Source organism: Kribbella hippodromi, from assembly GCF_039531045.1.
Taxonomy (GTDB): domain Bacteria; phylum Actinomycetota; class Actinomycetes; order Propionibacteriales; family Kribbellaceae; genus Kribbella; species Kribbella hippodromi.
On the sequence record NZ_BAAAPH010000009.1, the window covers coordinates 72,368 to 86,062 of the forward strand.

The window sequence follows — 13,695 nt, forward strand, 5'->3', positions numbered from 1 at the left end:
TAGGCTACTCAGCTAGACACTTTCAAGGCAAATAAACTAGACGGCCAGAGCATGCCATCACTTGGTCGGAGGGTTGCGGTGGTCGGACGCTCGAAAATCTTCTGAAAAATAAGGGGATTTCGCGGGAAAGTGTCGGAGGGGCGGGTTAGGGTTGTTGGTATGGATCTTCTCGGTGGGCGGTCTGTGGTTGCGTTGGGCAACCATGAGCTGCTGCCTGCGCTCGACGATTTGGATGCCGAGATCATCCGGCTGCAAGGACTGCGCCTGCAGGTCATCGCGCGCGTCGAGGACAGCGGCTACGCCCAGGAGGTCGGTGCCCGCGACACGGTCGACCTGCTGGCATTCCGGCATCGCCGAGACCGGTCGGAGGTCTGGCGGGACGTCCGGCTGGCCCGGGCGCTGCCCAGGTACGCAGCCGTTGACGACGCCCTCACCAACGGCATCGACTGCACCGAGTCAGACTCCGTCGGCGTCGACTCCAACGAGGCCAACTCCGACGGGATCGACTGCACCGGGACCGACTCCAGCGGGACCGACTCCACCGGCATGGACTCCAGCGGGACGGAGTCTGGCGGGATCGGCGCCGGCGGTGTGTTCCGGCCGATGCAGACTGCCCATGCGGTCGCGATCGTCACCGAGCTCGAGCGGGTCCGTACGCGGGTGCCGGTGGAGGATCTCGATGTCGCCGAGACCCAACTGGTGTCGCTCGCGGCCCACCTGGCGCCGGGCGAGCTGCGCTCCGCCGCCAAACAACTCTGCAACCTCCTGGACGCCGACGGCCCCGAACCTCAAGAACAGAAGGCGTACGATCGCGAGACGCTAGCCCTGACCACAGCCGAGAACGGCGTCAAGTTCAAGGGCTACCTCGCCAACGAGAACGCCGAGCTCCTCCGCGCCGTCATCCACGCCGGCGCCCGCCCCCACAAGACCGCCGACGGCGAGCTCGACCCTCGCTCCCGCGACAAACGTCAGGCCGACGCCCTCAGCACCGCCCTGACAGTCGCCGCCAACGCCTGGGACACCGGAGCCGCCAGCGTACGGACCCCCGGCGCACCGACGCCGGAACACGCAGGAACCCCTGGTGCACCGATGCCGGGGAACGGAGGAACGCCCGGTGCGCCGACGCGGGGACCCTGGGGAACGCCCAGTGCACCGACACCAGGACACGCAGGAACGCCCAGTGCACCGACACCGGGACAGGCAGGAACACACGGTGCGCCGACGCCTGGGTACGGGGCGAAGGCGAACATCACGGTGACGATCGACCTGGACGAGCTCAGGTCCGCCACCGCGAACGCCACCGGCCAGACCGTCTACGGCGACGACCTGTCCGCGGCAACCATTCGCCGCCTCGCCTGCGACGCGAACGTCATCCCGCTGGTCCTCGGCTCCAACTCGGAACCGCTGGACGTAGGCCGCCGTGAACGGCTGGTCACGAAGGCCATCCGTCGCGCCCTGAACGCCCGCGACCGCGGCTGCGTCGTCTGTGCAGCCCCGCCAATCATGTGCGACGCCCACCACCTGCTCTCCTGGCTCGACGGCGGTGCGACAACAGTCGACAACCTCGCGTTGCTCTGTCGCCGCCACCACGTAGACCTCCACGCCAACCGCTGGCACGTAACCATCACCAACGGCATACCCCAGGTAGCCCGCCCCACCTGGGCCACCCCAACACCCACCCGCCCCACCTGGGCGAGCCCAACACCCACCCGCCCTACCTGCGCCACCCCAACCGCGACCGGGCCCACCTGGGCCGACGAAACAGCCACCGGTCCCACCCAATCCCCACCCGTGCCTCCAGGCATCGCCCCCGCCTGCCCTGATCACCCGGCCGGCACCTATCACTCCGGCAGCCCTGATCACCCGGTCGACACTTATCACTCCGGCAGCCCTGATCAGTCCGGCAGCCCTGATTACCCCGCCCGCGCTGATTACCCCGCCCGCGCTGATGACCCTGCCTGCGCTGAATCCTCCGGCAGCACCGCCGACCCGCCGCCCCCGGCACACAAACCGTGGGTTCACGCGGACCCGCCCGCCCCGCGAACGAGCCGCTGGAAGGCCGACGAGGCAACCCTCAACGCTGCAGCCCGCTTCGCCGTCTGGGGCCACCGCACGCCCACCGAGCCCGCACCCGGCCCGCCATCCTTCGCAACTATCTGAACGGCCCAAGCCCCGCCCATGCCAGCCACCGCTCGCGACCACGCGAACGAGCCGCTGGAAGGCCGACGAAGCAACCCCCCACCGCCGCAGCCCGCTTCGCCGTCTGGGGCCACCGCACGCCCACCGAGACCACAACCGGCCCGCCATCCTCCGCAACCATCTGGGCCGCCGAAGCACGCCCATGCCGGCCGACGTCCGCGACCAGCCCAACCGCCTAAGCCCGGCCGTCAGCCATCGTTCACGACCAGCCCAACCACCGAAGCACCACCATCGTTCGCGACCAGTTGAGCCGCCCAAGGCCTGTCCCTGCCGGCCGACATTCGCGACCAGCTGAGCCGCCCAGGCACGGCCCATGCGCCAACCGCGGGGCAGGGTCGTTCTCGCTCGTCGGGAATCGGTGAGCGAGGGGCTCAGGCGTGTACGTCGAGGAGGTGACGGTGGGGGCGAGTTGGTTGTACGCGTTACGCGGACGCAGGTCTGTTGGTCCAGCTGTTCAAGGCCCCACCCATGCCAGCCATCCTTCGCAACAACTGAGCCGCCCAGGCACGGCCAATACCCCATCACCGCTCACGACCAGCCCAACCGCCCGAACCCACAATCATCCCCACCGCTCACGACCACGAGAGCTGCCCAAGCCTGATTCGTGCACCAACCGTGGGGGCGGAAGGGCTTGCTCGGGGCAGCAGGCGGTGGGCGAGGTGTTAGGCGTGGACGTGTCGAGGAGGTGGTGGGCGGGGGTTAGGTGGTTGTACGTGTGTACGCGGAGGTAGGTCGGCTGGGCCAGCTGTTGGGGCTCGGGGCGATCGCTCATGGCCAGGGTGAGCTGGCCAAGGCTGAGGCATGCGGCGACCGTGGGGCGCGGAAGTGCTTGCCGAGTCGGTAGGCGGTGGGCGCGGGGTTAGGCGTGTACCTCAAGGAGGTGGTGATGGGCAGGGGCAGGTGGTTGTACGTGTGTACGCGGAGGTAGGTCGGCTGGGCCAGCTGTTGGGGCTCGGGGCGATCGCTCATGGCCAGGGTGAGCTGGCTAAGGCTGAGGCATGCGGCGACCGTGGGGCGCGGATGTGCTTGCCGAGTTGGTAGGCGGTGGGCGGGGGTTTAGGCGTGGACGTCGAGGTGGTGGTGGGCGGGGGTTTAGGCGTGGACGTCGAGGTGGTGGTGGTGGGCGGGGGTTAGGTGGTTGTAGGTGTTTACGCGGATGTACGTCTGCTGGTCCAGCTGTTGGGGTTGGGGGCGGGTGGTGAAGTACGAGTGGATGGCTCGGCGGGGAGAGGTGGTTTGGTTTTGGGTGCCGCCGTGCCAGAGGTGGCTGTTGAAGATGATGACGGTGCCGGCGGGGGCCAGCAGGGAGATCTGGTCGGGGTGTGTGGCGGCTGGGTCGGGCATTTCGTCGGCGGGGAGGGTGCCGCGGCGGTGGGAGCCGGGTACGACGCGGGTCGCGCCGTTCTCGGGGGTGAAGTCGTCCAGCAGCCAGATCGAGTTGCAGACCTGGTACGCGCCGGGCTCGACGGGATGACCGAAGTCGGCGTGCAGGGACTGGTGGCCCTGCCCGGGCAGGGCGGCGCGGCTGTTCAGGGAAGACAGCTTGAAATCACCGAGGACGTGGTGAATCGCGGCCAGCACCCGCGGATGGCTGAAGCACACCGTGAACATCGGGTCCTTGTTCACCAGGTCCGCGAGCCGGTCGGTGCCCGCTTCCTGGTGGACCTCTGTGCCGGCGCGGCCGCCTTCAGCTGCGGTCAGCTCGGCCAGGCGCCGGTTGAACGCTGCTACCTCGTCAGCCGACAGGACCCCCGCCAGCGGGAGGAAACCGTCGCGGTCCAGCAAAGACTTCTCAGCCGGCGTAAGTACGTCGCCAGTCACGCCGAGGTCGCGTAATGCAGTCGCCATATCCATCCAGAACACTCCTTCACACGAAGCACGAAGCACGAAGCACGAAGTCACACGATGCACGAAGTCATACGATGCACGAATCGATGACAGCATCGACCGCAACCACCGCCGAAACAATGCAGAAGGCGACGACACCGATGCACAAATCGCCAAAGATCCTCGGCGCCGGCATCCACACGGCCGCACCGGGCAAGGACTACCCCCTGCACGCCCACACCTCATGGGAGCTCGTGTACTACGTGAGCGGCCGCATCACCTGCCCCGTCGGGCCAAAGACATACGCAGCCACGCCCGGCACTGTCCTACTCACCCCACCAAGCACCTGGCACGCCGAACAGAGCCGCACCGGCTACACGAACCGCTTCCTCCAGGTCGATGCCGCATCCAACCACCCCTGGCCGCGACTCTGCTACGACGACGCCGGCCACACCCTCGGCCGGGTGTTCGACGCCCTGGTCCACGAGTCGACCCACCCCTCCCCCGACAGCGACGAACTCAGCCAGCTCTTGCTGAAAGAGCTCGACGTACGCCTCCGGCACGCGCTGGCGCATATCCGCAACTCGACGCTGCCGCTCCAGGCCATCGCGTCGCTGACCGGCTACAACTCCGCCAGCCACCTCTCCCGCCACATCAAAGCAGCCACCGGCACCGCCCCAGGCGCTCTCCGAGGCGCTACAGCGGAATCACATAAAGGATGAAGCCCCGGTTCTCCGCCACCATGCGTCAGGAAATGCGCGCTCCCGACCAACTGTCCGTCCAGCCGTGCTCCCAACGCATGCACTTCCTCGTCCCGCGCGAAGCGATCCCAGGCCCGGGCAAAGAACTCGTCCGGCATCGTCCGCCCGTAGAACTCGTTGTACCCGGCAAACAACTCCTGCCAGGTACCCCGATCAGAATCATCCAACCGACCTATGGTGAGCATGGCGGACAGATTACGGGCCGGCGAGTTTGGTGACCTCTGGGGACTGGTTGGTATGGAAGGCGCAGGCCCGGGGGTACGAGGCAAGGCAGCCGCGGGTGGTCATCAGGGCGGTGTAGTAGTCGATGTAGCGGAACCCGTAGGTTTCGCCGCGGGCGAAGGCCTGGTGACGGATCGCGGAGACCCAGCGGTAGAAGGCCTCCTCGGGGATCGGGACATAAAGCGACGGGGTGAAGCCCTCCATGTCCTCCCAGTTCTCGGCGTGCAGGAACGAGCGGACGCCGTGCCGCGGGAGTTCGGCGAGCTTCGCGGCCAGCTCGGGATAGGGCGACATCGCCGCGAAGTCGTCCTCGGGTACGACCGGCAGCCCGGCCAGGAAGCGGGCCCGTTCGGCGAGTACGGCGGTGTGCTCGTGGTCGCGGTGAATCGAGTGCTTCCAGTGCGTGATGATCGTGTCCGGCTGCTTCTCGCGGATGATCCGGGCCAGCTGCAGCGCCACGTCGTCGGTGTCGGGCAGGAAGCCGTCGCTGTTGTCCAGCACCTGGAAGTCGGCGCCGATCGCCTCCGCGAACGCAGTTCCCTCGGCGATCTTCTGCTTCTTGTACTCGGCCGGCGACAGCCGCGGGTGGCCGCGCTCGCCAGGGGTGAGCGCCACGATCGTCGCCGACGCGCCCTCCAGCACCAGCTTGGCGAGCGTCGGTCCGGCGGTCAGGTCCATGTCGCCAATGTGTCCGCCGATGGCGAGCACGCTGTTGCTCATAGGAAACTCCTCACTGGAAACTCATCATTTCAGGCCACTGAGTACGACGCCGCGGACGTAGTACTTCTGGAAGATCAGGAACACGACCAGCACCGGCAGCGTGCTGATCACCAGGCCGGCCATCACGATCGGCATCGTCCGGTCCGGGTCGAGGAAGCTCTGCAGCAGCTGGATGCCGACGGGCAGCGTCTGCAGGTCGGGGTCGGAGGACGAGATCAGCAGCGTCCAGATGTACTCGTTCCAGGTGCCGATGAAGGTGATCAGCCCGAGCGTGATCGCCACCGGCTTGGTCTGCGGGAGCACGATCAGCCGCCAGGTCTGCCACTGGTTGGCGCCGTCGATCTTGGCCGCCTCGAGCATCTCGTCCGGCAGCGACACCATGAACTGCCGCATCAGGAAGATCCCGAACCCGGACACCGTGAACGGCAGGATCAGCGAGATCAGGCTGGTGGTCAGCCCGCCGTCGCCGCCGCGGCCGAGGATGTCGTTGCCGCCGGCCAGCGGCCAGTTCAGCATGATCAGGAAGGTCGGGATCAGCAGCAGGAACGGCGGCAGCATCATCGTCGCCAGGATGAACCGGAAGATCACCGCCCGGCCGCGGAACCGCAGCTTCGCCAGCGCGTACCCGGCCATCGACGACGTGATCAGTACGGAGACGGTGACGCTGACCGTGACGATCACACTGTTCTTGAACAACCGGGGCAGCTCCAGCTGGGAGAACGCCTCCTTGTAGTTGTCCAGGTTGAACGACTCGGGCAGCAGCTTGTACGGGATCACGCCGTACTCGCCCGCGCCCTTGAACGAGCTCATCACCATGTCCAGGAACGGCATCACCATCGCCACCGCGCCGAGGATCACCACCAGGTACGCGAACCACGGGAACTTGCCGCGCCGCCGTTTCACGAGGTCTCCTCTCCACGCCGCCGGGCGACCCACAGCTGCAGCAGCGTGATCGCCAGGATGATCACGAACAGCACCATCGCCATCGCGCTCGCCGTACCCCACGCGCCGTACTTGAACGCGCGCTGGTACATCTCGAACGCGGCCACGTTGGTGGCGTTCACCGGGCCGCCGTCACCGGTCATCACGATGATCAGCGCGAACGACTGCAACCCGCCGATGAACTGCGTGATCAGGACGAACAGCAGCGCCGGCCGCAGCAACGGCAGCGTGATCGACCAGAACATGTGCCACGCGTTGGCGCCGTCCATCTCGGCCGCCTCGTAGTACATGTCCGGGATCGCCTTCAGGCCGGCGGTCAGGATCAGTACCGCGCCGCCGATCGACGCCCAGGCGTGCACGACGGTCACCGACGGCAGCGCGTACGAGGCATCGGACAGGAAGCCGACGCTGTTCACGCCGAGCTTGTTCAGCACCGCGTTGATCAGCCCGGCCGGCTGGTACATCATCTTCCAGACATTGCCGATGGCAACCACCGTGGCGACCACCGGCAGGAAGTACAGCACCCGCCAGAAGCCCTGGAAGGACAGCCGGTCGATGCAGTAGGCCACCAGTACGGAGCCGAAGGTCGCCATGAACACCGCGCCGAACGCGAACAGCAGTGTGTTCACCAGGATCGGCTTCACGAACGTGCCGTCGAAGCTGAGCACTTCCTTGAAGTTCGCGATCCCGGACCACTTCATCGTGCCCAGGTCGAAGCCGCCCCAGTTCGAGAACGCGAGCACGATCGCGAAGATGAACGGCAGGATCAGGAAGATGCAGAAGAAGAGCAGCGCCGGCGACAGGAACAGGTACGCCGCGCGCCCTTCCCGGTGCAGCTTGCCGGGCCGCGAGACCGGCGCCGCCACGGTGTGGTCGGTGCCGGCCTTGCTGACCGCGGTCGTCATTGCGGCTTGACCGCCTTCGCCGCCTGCGCCAGCGCGTCATCGGGGCTGGCACCGTTGGTCAGTACGCCCATGATCGCGTTGTGCAGTGCCGTCTTCGCCTCGTACGCGCCGGGCTGGTTCGGCTCGGCCATCGCGTACGTGGCCGCCTCGTAGATCGGCGCCATGTTCGGGTCGGCCAGCGACTTCTTGTACTCCTCCTGGTCCGCCGTCCGCGGCGGGATCAGGCCCTGGTCGGCGAGCCACTTGCCGGTCTCGGTGACGTTCCCGCTGGCAGCCTTGTGCTCGTTCATCCAGGTGAGGAACTTCCACGCCTCGGCGGCGTGCTTGCTGCGCTCGTTCACGCCCATGAAGAACCCGTACGCCAGCGAGCCCTTGCTGCCCGGCGTCGGGCCCGGGATCGCGGCGACACCGACGTCGGTGCCGTACTTGTCCTTCATCTGGGTCTTCAGGCTGCCGATCCACCAGCCGGCCTGGATCGCCATCGCGACGCCGCCGCTGCGGAACTGCTTGGTCGGCGAGATCGACGGGTTGGTCGCCTTCGCGGCGGCCAGGTCGGCCTCGAACTTGAGCGCCGCCTTGCCCTGGTCGTTGTCGAACTGCGGCGAGCCGTCCGGACCGAGGAACTTGCCGCCGGCCGAGTTCAGCAGCGATAGGAACGGGTGTACGGACTTGTTGTCGCCGTCCTGGATCAGGCTCAGGCCCTCGACCTGAATGTTGCCCTTGGCATCACGCTTGACCGTCTTCTTGGCCGCGTCGGCGAGCTCGGCCCAGGTCGTCGGCGGCTTGGTGATACCGGCCGCGGCGAGGATCTTCTTGTTGTAGAACAGCACGTACGTGTTCAGCTCGGTCGGGTACCCGAGCAGGGTGTCGCCGGTGGTGACCGCACCGAGCGCGGCCGGGCTGTACTCGGCCTTGATCTTCTTGCTGATGTCGTCCGGGACCTTCGCGACCACGTTCGCCTTCATCAGCTGGCCGCCCCACAGCCCGTACGCGCTGACGATGTCCGCGCCCCGGCCGCCGGTCTGCCGGACCGTCATCGTGGTGAGCAGGTCGTCGAACTTGACCACCTGTGCCTTCACCTGGATCTTCGGGTTGTCCTTGTTCCACTCCTGGATCATCTTGTCCAGGCCTTCCTTGGACGGCCCGTCGCTGTAGTGGCTGAGCAGGGTCAGCTCGACCTTGTCCCCACTGCCGCCGCCGCTGGAGCCGCCGCTGCCGCAAGCCGCCGCCGTGGCCAGCAAACCGGCTGCAACGGCAAGACTCAGTCCTCTCGAGATGCGCATCTCATTCCTTCCCGTCGGCCGGGAGCAGCTGCGCCCGGAGGATGGTGAACGTGCGGGTGATGTCGAACCCCGTCTTCAGATACAGCTGTCCGGCCGCCGACTTCTCGCCGGTCCACAGGAACCAGGCGGAATGTGCCCCCGCGGCAACCATCCGTTCCAGCGTCAGGTGCAGCAGCACCTTGCCCAGCCCGGTCCCGCGGGAGGCCGGCAGCACCCCGAACGGCCCGAACCGGTCGATCACACTCTCGTACGTGCCGTGCATCGCCCAGCCGAGAATCCGGCCGCCGGGTTCGCGCGCCACCACGATCCGCTCCAGCGGCAGACCGGACACGACACCTTCGCGGATCGCCCGCGACCAGTCCGGGTTGAACTCGTTGCCGGCGATCGAGATCAGCTCGGTCAGCTCGTCACCCGATGGTGTACCGAACGTGTACCCGTCCGCGAGCAGGGCGTCGATGCGCTTGCGTACATCGTCCGGAATCGCGTACCCGACCAGGCTCCGGTCCATCGCGACCGCGTCGTACTGCTTCGCGAACCCGAGGCCGGCCAGCAGTTTCGCCGCGGCCGGGTAGCGCGTGGCGTCCAGGCCGGGGAGGAAGTAGTTCGGCGTGTACGAGGAGAAGAACACCTCGGTCCGCCCGTGCGACCGGAGCCAGTCGGTCGCCGCGGTCAGCAACTCCCGGCCGATCCCCTGGCCCTGATGGTCCGGATGCACGAAGAAGAACGGAATCCAGCCCGAGGCCGGTTCGAGGTCGTCGGCGTCGACCGCGATCAGCCGCCGGATCGCCAGTGCCGCGCCGACAATCTGATCATTGATCACGGCAACCTGAAGACCGGCCGGATCGAAGTTGCGGTCCAGCAGGAACAGGTCGCGGAGCCGCTGGTAGCCGATCGGGTCGGCCGGTGCCGCTGCCGTCCAGGCTGCCGCCAGCGCCGGCCCGTCACCGACCTGGAACGAACGGATCATCACACAGTCCTTTCGTAGAGCAGTACGCCCGGCCGGACCCAGTCCGCGGGAGTGGTTGCCGGAGGCAAGAGATCGAGCGGGTCGTCGCCGGCCTCGAGGGCCTTGGTCAGCGAGTCCGATCCCCACAGCTTGTCCAACGACGGCAGCAAGCCGAAGTCATCCGGATAAAGCTCCTTCAGCACCCGGAGCATCACCAGCGCGGTCCGTACCGGCTCGAACGCCTCGCGATCGACGAGGTGCAACTGAACACCTGACACCGGTTGACCGGCGTGCTTGCTGAACACCGGCTCGAACCAGGTCCGCCGGAAGATCACGCCCGGCAGGTCGCAGGCTTGCAGCGCGGGAACGAGGCGATCGTCGACGTACGGCGCGCCGATCGTCTCGAACGGCCGCGTCGTCCCGCGTCCCTCGCTCAGGTTCGTGCCTTCGAACAGTCCCGTCCCGGGATAGACCAGCGCGGTGTCCGGCGTCGGCATGTTCGGCGACGGCGGCACCCAGGGCAACCCGGTGACGGTCGAGTCCCGCTGCCAGCCTTCGACGGTGACGACTGTTGCCTCGCCCAACTGCTTGGCGAGCTCGCCGACGGTCAGCCCGTGCCGGAGCGGGATCGGCGCCCGGCCGACGAAGCTCTCGAACCCGGGCTGCAGCATCGGTCCTTCGACCTTCACACCGCCGAGCGGGTTCGGCCGGTCCAGTACGACGAACGGCTTGCCCAGCCGGGCCGCCGCCTGCTGGCAGTCGTACATCGTCCAGACGTAGGTGTAGAACCGCGCGCCGATGTCCTGGATGTCGAACAGCAGCACGTCGACGTCCGCGAACAGCTCGTCGAGCTGCTCTCCTTCTTTCAAGTACGTGTCGAACACCGGGAGGCCGGTGTCGGGATCGATCCCTTCGGCTTCACTCGCCCCCGCCTGCGCGGTGCCGCGCAGACCGTGCTCGGGGCCGAACAGCGCGGTCAACGGCAGACCGGCCGCCCGCAACGCCACTGACGTCGGGGTGAGATCCGGCAGTACGCCGGTGAAGTTCGTGATCAGTCCGAGGCGCCCGTCGGGCACCAGCCCCCGGTCCTCGGCCAGACGCTGTGCGCCGGTCCGGACCATCATTGCTACCACCAACCAACCCAGTTCAAGGATCGTGCAGGAACTAGGTTGAAAACTTACCGACGCGATCGGCAGAAGGTCAATGGATTACGGTCACGGTTTGGTCCACGTCATGGAATGCTGTGTTGTCCACTCCGTGGAAGGAAGGGTCTCAAAGCCGCCAAGAAGTCGTCCAGCCGCTCCGCGTGCACCCAGTGGCCGGCCTCCGGTACCTCGACGTACGCGACGTTCGGGAAGTACTCGGCGATCGTTGCACGATGCACCGGTTGTACGTAGTCCGACTTGCCGCCGTAGATGAACAACGTCGGCTCGGCGTAAGTCAGCCCGGCCGCCTCGCTGGGCCAGCCGGAAATCGCAGGCAGTGCTGCTTCGATCACCGGCAGGTTCGGCCGCCAGCGCGCCCCGTCCGCATCCATGATCAGGTTCTGCAGCAAGAACGCCCGCGTACCAGGCGTCGGCACCGCCTCCACCAGCTGCGCATCCACATCGGCGCGCCGGGTCACCGACGACAGATCCGCCGCCCGCATCGCCCGCGCGTACTCGACGAACGCCGGCGGGTACGTGATCGGTGCCGCGTCGACGACGATCAAGCGCTCGACCACGGCCGGGTACCGCAGCGCCGTGTACATCGCTGTCTTGCCGCCCATCGAATGCCCGACCAGTGCGACCGGTCCGGTCCCGAGCGACTCGATCGTCTCGCGGACATCGTCAGCCATCTCCGGGTAGCTCATCGTCGGTACGTGCGGTGAGCCGCCGTGATTGCGCAGGTCGAACGCGTACACCCGGTGCCGGTCCGCGAGCCGGCGCGCGGCGGTCATCCAGTTCCGGCCGGAGCCGAACAGGCCGTGCATCACCACGACCGGCGTACCCGACTCACCGTACGAAGTCACCGGGAGCTTCATCAACACACCTTCCAGTACTGATTGTTCAGTGGCCGCGCTTGGTCTGGTGACAGCGCTGTCAGTGGCTGCGCTGCCAGCAGGCCGAGTGCCAGTGCCGCCGCTCGTCCAGCGACTGACCGCCGGAGATCGCGCCGAGCAGACTCTGGTTCTCCGGCCACACCACCACATGCGGCGTCCCGGGCAGGATCTGCTGGTCACACCCGGGGCAGCGGTACGACTTCGCCGACGCCGACCCCGAGACCCGCCGGACGATCCACTCACCGCCGGCCTTCTGCTCCCGGTTCTGGGTACCACCAAGCAGCGGCCGGTCACTGACCGGCCGCTGCCATTTGGAAGGCTTTCGGCGCGACATAGCCCCTCAAGGCTAGCCGCACCGGCTAGTTCACTGACGCGCGACCGCGTACGCGGCGCAACCGATCAGCTCCATCGACACCTGGAGACGCTCCAGGCTGACGTTCTTCGCGATCGTGTCCTCCGGCGAGTGGTACGGCGGCTCCAGGTACGACGGTGCGATCTCGCCCCGCCAGGAGAAGTTCGCGGACGCGATCCCGACCTCCTGGAAGGACTGGTGGTCGGAGGCGCCACGCTGAACCGGGCCGACCAGTTGCGAGTCGTACCCGAGTCGTTGCCCAGCGCCCCGGACCGAGTCCGTCGCGGCGTTGGCGAGCCCGGTGAAGGACAGCAGCCAGTACGTCACCGCGGGGTCCCAACTGGTCGCGACCATGTCGTTCTGGAAGACGGCCTGGTACCGGTCGCGCTGATCCTGGGCGAGCTGCGCCACGTGATAGCGGGAGCCGATCAGGCCCTGCTCCTCCGAGCCCCAGAGCGCGAACCGCAGCGTCGCGTTCGTCGGGATCCGGCTGAACACGCGGGCCAGCTCCATCGTCAGCACGGTGCCGGAGCCGTCGTCGTTCGCGCCCGGTGCGCCGATCACCGAGTCGTAGTGACCACTCACCATCACGATCGGGCCGTTCGTACCCGACTTGCCGCGCCGCTCGCCGATCACGTTGTTCGAGATCAGGCCGCGGTGTGCCGAGGTACTGATCTTCAACGGCAATGAGGTGACAACAGCAAGGGCCTCGCGGATCAGCCGCTTCTGCACCTGCGCGACGCCGATCACCGGGATCGGCGCGTCGGTCAGCCCGGCCGGCGAGAACGCCGACGCACGCCGCGGGTACACCTGGTCGGCCGGCAGCAGGATCACGCCGACCGCGCCACGGCTGGCGGCCTCCGCGACGAACGCGGGCCGCGCGGCCGCGGTGTCGTCGGCGATCACGATCGCGCCGCGTACGTCAGCCGGCCAGACCGGAGCGGTCGCCGCGCCGGCGTCGCGTACCGGACCCTCCACGGTCACGTCCAGCTTGCCGCCCGGCGCGGCACCGGCCTGCCAGCAGATGTCGTCCGGCAGCATGCCGCGGACGTCGGTGATCTGGGCCAGGAACTTGTCGGCCACTGGGAACGGCTCGAGCCGGGTCCGGTACCCGAACTTGTCCAGCTGCCCGGCGATGTAGTCGGCAGCGCGCTTCTCGCTCGCCGTGCCGCCGATCCGCGGGCCGATCTTCTCGGACAGCACCTGCAGGTGCTGCAGCGCGCGGTCCGAGGACAGGCCGGACACGATCTCCCGGTCGTACCGGTCCAGCTTCGGCTTGTTCACCGCCCCGGGCCGAAGGTCGTCGACACCCCAGGCAGGCGTGGCGGCGGTCAGTGCGGTCGCGGCGGTGACGCCGGCGGCAGCGCCGAGCAGTCCCCGGCGACTCAGACCGGATCGTTCGGTCATGTAGGTCTCCTCACGAGAGGTGGGCGGCCCCGAGAGCCCAGACCGTAACCGACGTGCGACTGAGTCGCCTAGGGGTTACTCGTGAATGCG

At 67.5% G+C, this 13,695-nt stretch carries 12 protein-coding genes; 2 read left to right on the forward strand and 10 right to left on the reverse strand.

Features of this window, described 5'->3' with window-relative positions:
- The first annotated feature begins 159 nt into the window (after window positions 1-159).
- Window positions 160-2,160 (forward strand): DUF222 domain-containing protein, encoded by a 2,001-nt coding sequence (locus ABD260_RS15765; RefSeq protein WP_344234269.1) that lies wholly within the window; start codon window positions 160-162, stop codon window positions 2,158-2,160.
- Window positions 2,161-3,291: 1,131 nt separating this feature from the next.
- Here the strand turns inward: ABD260_RS15765 and ABD260_RS15770 are convergent.
- Complete coding sequence (locus ABD260_RS15770) at window positions 3,292-4,053, reverse strand: phytanoyl-CoA dioxygenase family protein (protein WP_344234270.1); 762 nt, start codon at window positions 4,051-4,053, stop codon at window positions 3,292-3,294.
- Between the two features lie 80 nt (window positions 4,054-4,133).
- Between ABD260_RS15770 and ABD260_RS15775 the strand changes: the two genes are divergently transcribed.
- On the forward strand, window positions 4,134-4,748 hold the full coding sequence (locus tag ABD260_RS15775) for a helix-turn-helix domain-containing protein (protein WP_344234271.1): 615 nt from the start codon (window positions 4,134-4,136) through the stop codon (window positions 4,746-4,748).
- Between the two features lie 234 nt (window positions 4,749-4,982).
- On the opposite strand, the gene ABD260_RS15780 is transcribed toward ABD260_RS15775, so the two are convergent.
- From ABD260_RS15780 to ABD260_RS15820, 9 genes are all read right to left on the reverse strand, one after another.
- Window positions 4,983-5,729: a PIG-L deacetylase family protein gene (locus tag ABD260_RS15780; protein WP_344234273.1), complete on the reverse strand. Its 747-nt coding sequence runs from the start codon at window positions 5,727-5,729 to the stop codon at window positions 4,983-4,985.
- A 24-nt stretch (window positions 5,730-5,753) separates the two neighbouring features.
- Window positions 5,754-6,632, reverse strand: a complete 879-nt coding sequence (locus tag ABD260_RS15785; protein ID WP_344234274.1) for a carbohydrate ABC transporter permease — start codon at window positions 6,630-6,632, stop codon at window positions 5,754-5,756.
- Window positions 6,629-7,576, reverse strand: a complete 948-nt coding sequence (locus ABD260_RS15790; RefSeq protein ID WP_344234275.1) for a carbohydrate ABC transporter permease — start codon at window positions 7,574-7,576, stop codon at window positions 6,629-6,631. Before ABD260_RS15790 ends, ABD260_RS15785 begins: the two co-directional genes overlap by 4 nt.
- Complete coding sequence (locus ABD260_RS15795) at window positions 7,573-8,859, reverse strand: ABC transporter substrate-binding protein (RefSeq protein WP_344234276.1); 1,287 nt, start codon at window positions 8,857-8,859, stop codon at window positions 7,573-7,575. Before ABD260_RS15795 ends, ABD260_RS15790 begins: the two co-directional genes overlap by 4 nt.
- A 1-nt stretch (window position 8,860) precedes the next feature.
- Entirely contained in the window at window positions 8,861-9,826 is a 966-nt protein-coding gene (locus tag ABD260_RS15800; protein ID WP_344234277.1) for a GNAT family N-acetyltransferase, read from the reverse strand.
- Window positions 9,826-10,929 carry an exo-beta-N-acetylmuramidase NamZ family protein gene (locus ABD260_RS15805; RefSeq protein WP_344234278.1) on the reverse strand — a complete coding sequence of 368 codons (1,104 nt, stop codon included), beginning with the start codon at window positions 10,927-10,929 and terminating at the stop codon, window positions 9,826-9,828. Before ABD260_RS15805 ends, ABD260_RS15800 begins: the two co-directional genes overlap by 1 nt.
- A gap of 107 nt (window positions 10,930-11,036) precedes the next feature.
- The gene (locus ABD260_RS15810; protein WP_344234279.1) at window positions 11,037-11,828 is read right to left on the reverse strand and encodes an alpha/beta fold hydrolase; all 792 of its coding nucleotides are present in this window, start codon (window positions 11,826-11,828) and stop codon (window positions 11,037-11,039) included.
- 58 nt (window positions 11,829-11,886) lie between these two features.
- Window positions 11,887-12,180 (reverse strand): hypothetical protein, encoded by a 294-nt coding sequence (locus ABD260_RS15815; protein ID WP_344234280.1) that lies wholly within the window; start codon window positions 12,178-12,180, stop codon window positions 11,887-11,889.
- Window positions 12,181-12,210: 30 nt separating this feature from the next.
- Window positions 12,211-13,605 (reverse strand): M28 family peptidase, encoded by a 1,395-nt coding sequence (locus ABD260_RS15820; protein ID WP_344234282.1) that lies wholly within the window; start codon window positions 13,603-13,605, stop codon window positions 12,211-12,213.
- Between the last annotated feature and the right edge of the window lie 90 nt (window positions 13,606-13,695).

Coding starts and splice junctions, on each gene's coding strand:
- ABD260_RS15770 (WP_344234270.1), bottom strand. CDS start 4,053: ATGGATATGGCGACTGCATTACGCGACCTCGGCGTGACTGGCGACGTA.
- ABD260_RS15775 (WP_344234271.1), top strand. CDS start 4,134: ATGACAGCATCGACCGCAACCACCGCCGAAACAATGCAGAAGGCGACG.
- ABD260_RS15765 (WP_344234269.1), top strand. CDS start 160: ATGGATCTTCTCGGTGGGCGGTCTGTGGTTGCGTTGGGCAACCATGAG.
- ABD260_RS15790 (WP_344234275.1), bottom strand. CDS start 7,576: ATGACGACCGCGGTCAGCAAGGCCGGCACCGACCACACCGTGGCGGCG.
- ABD260_RS15780 (WP_344234273.1), bottom strand. CDS start 5,729: ATGAGCAACAGCGTGCTCGCCATCGGCGGACACATTGGCGACATGGAC.
- ABD260_RS15815 (WP_344234280.1), bottom strand. CDS start 12,180: ATGTCGCGCCGAAAGCCTTCCAAATGGCAGCGGCCGGTCAGTGACCGG.
- ABD260_RS15800 (WP_344234277.1), bottom strand. CDS start 9,826: ATGATCCGTTCGTTCCAGGTCGGTGACGGGCCGGCGCTGGCGGCAGCC.
- ABD260_RS15795 (WP_344234276.1), bottom strand. CDS start 8,859: ATGCGCATCTCGAGAGGACTGAGTCTTGCCGTTGCAGCCGGTTTGCTG.
- ABD260_RS15805 (WP_344234278.1), bottom strand. CDS start 10,929: ATGATGGTCCGGACCGGCGCACAGCGTCTGGCCGAGGACCGGGGGCTG.
- ABD260_RS15820 (WP_344234282.1), bottom strand. CDS start 13,605: ATGACCGAACGATCCGGTCTGAGTCGCCGGGGACTGCTCGGCGCTGCC.
- ABD260_RS15810 (WP_344234279.1), bottom strand. CDS start 11,828: ATGAAGCTCCCGGTGACTTCGTACGGTGAGTCGGGTACGCCGGTCGTG.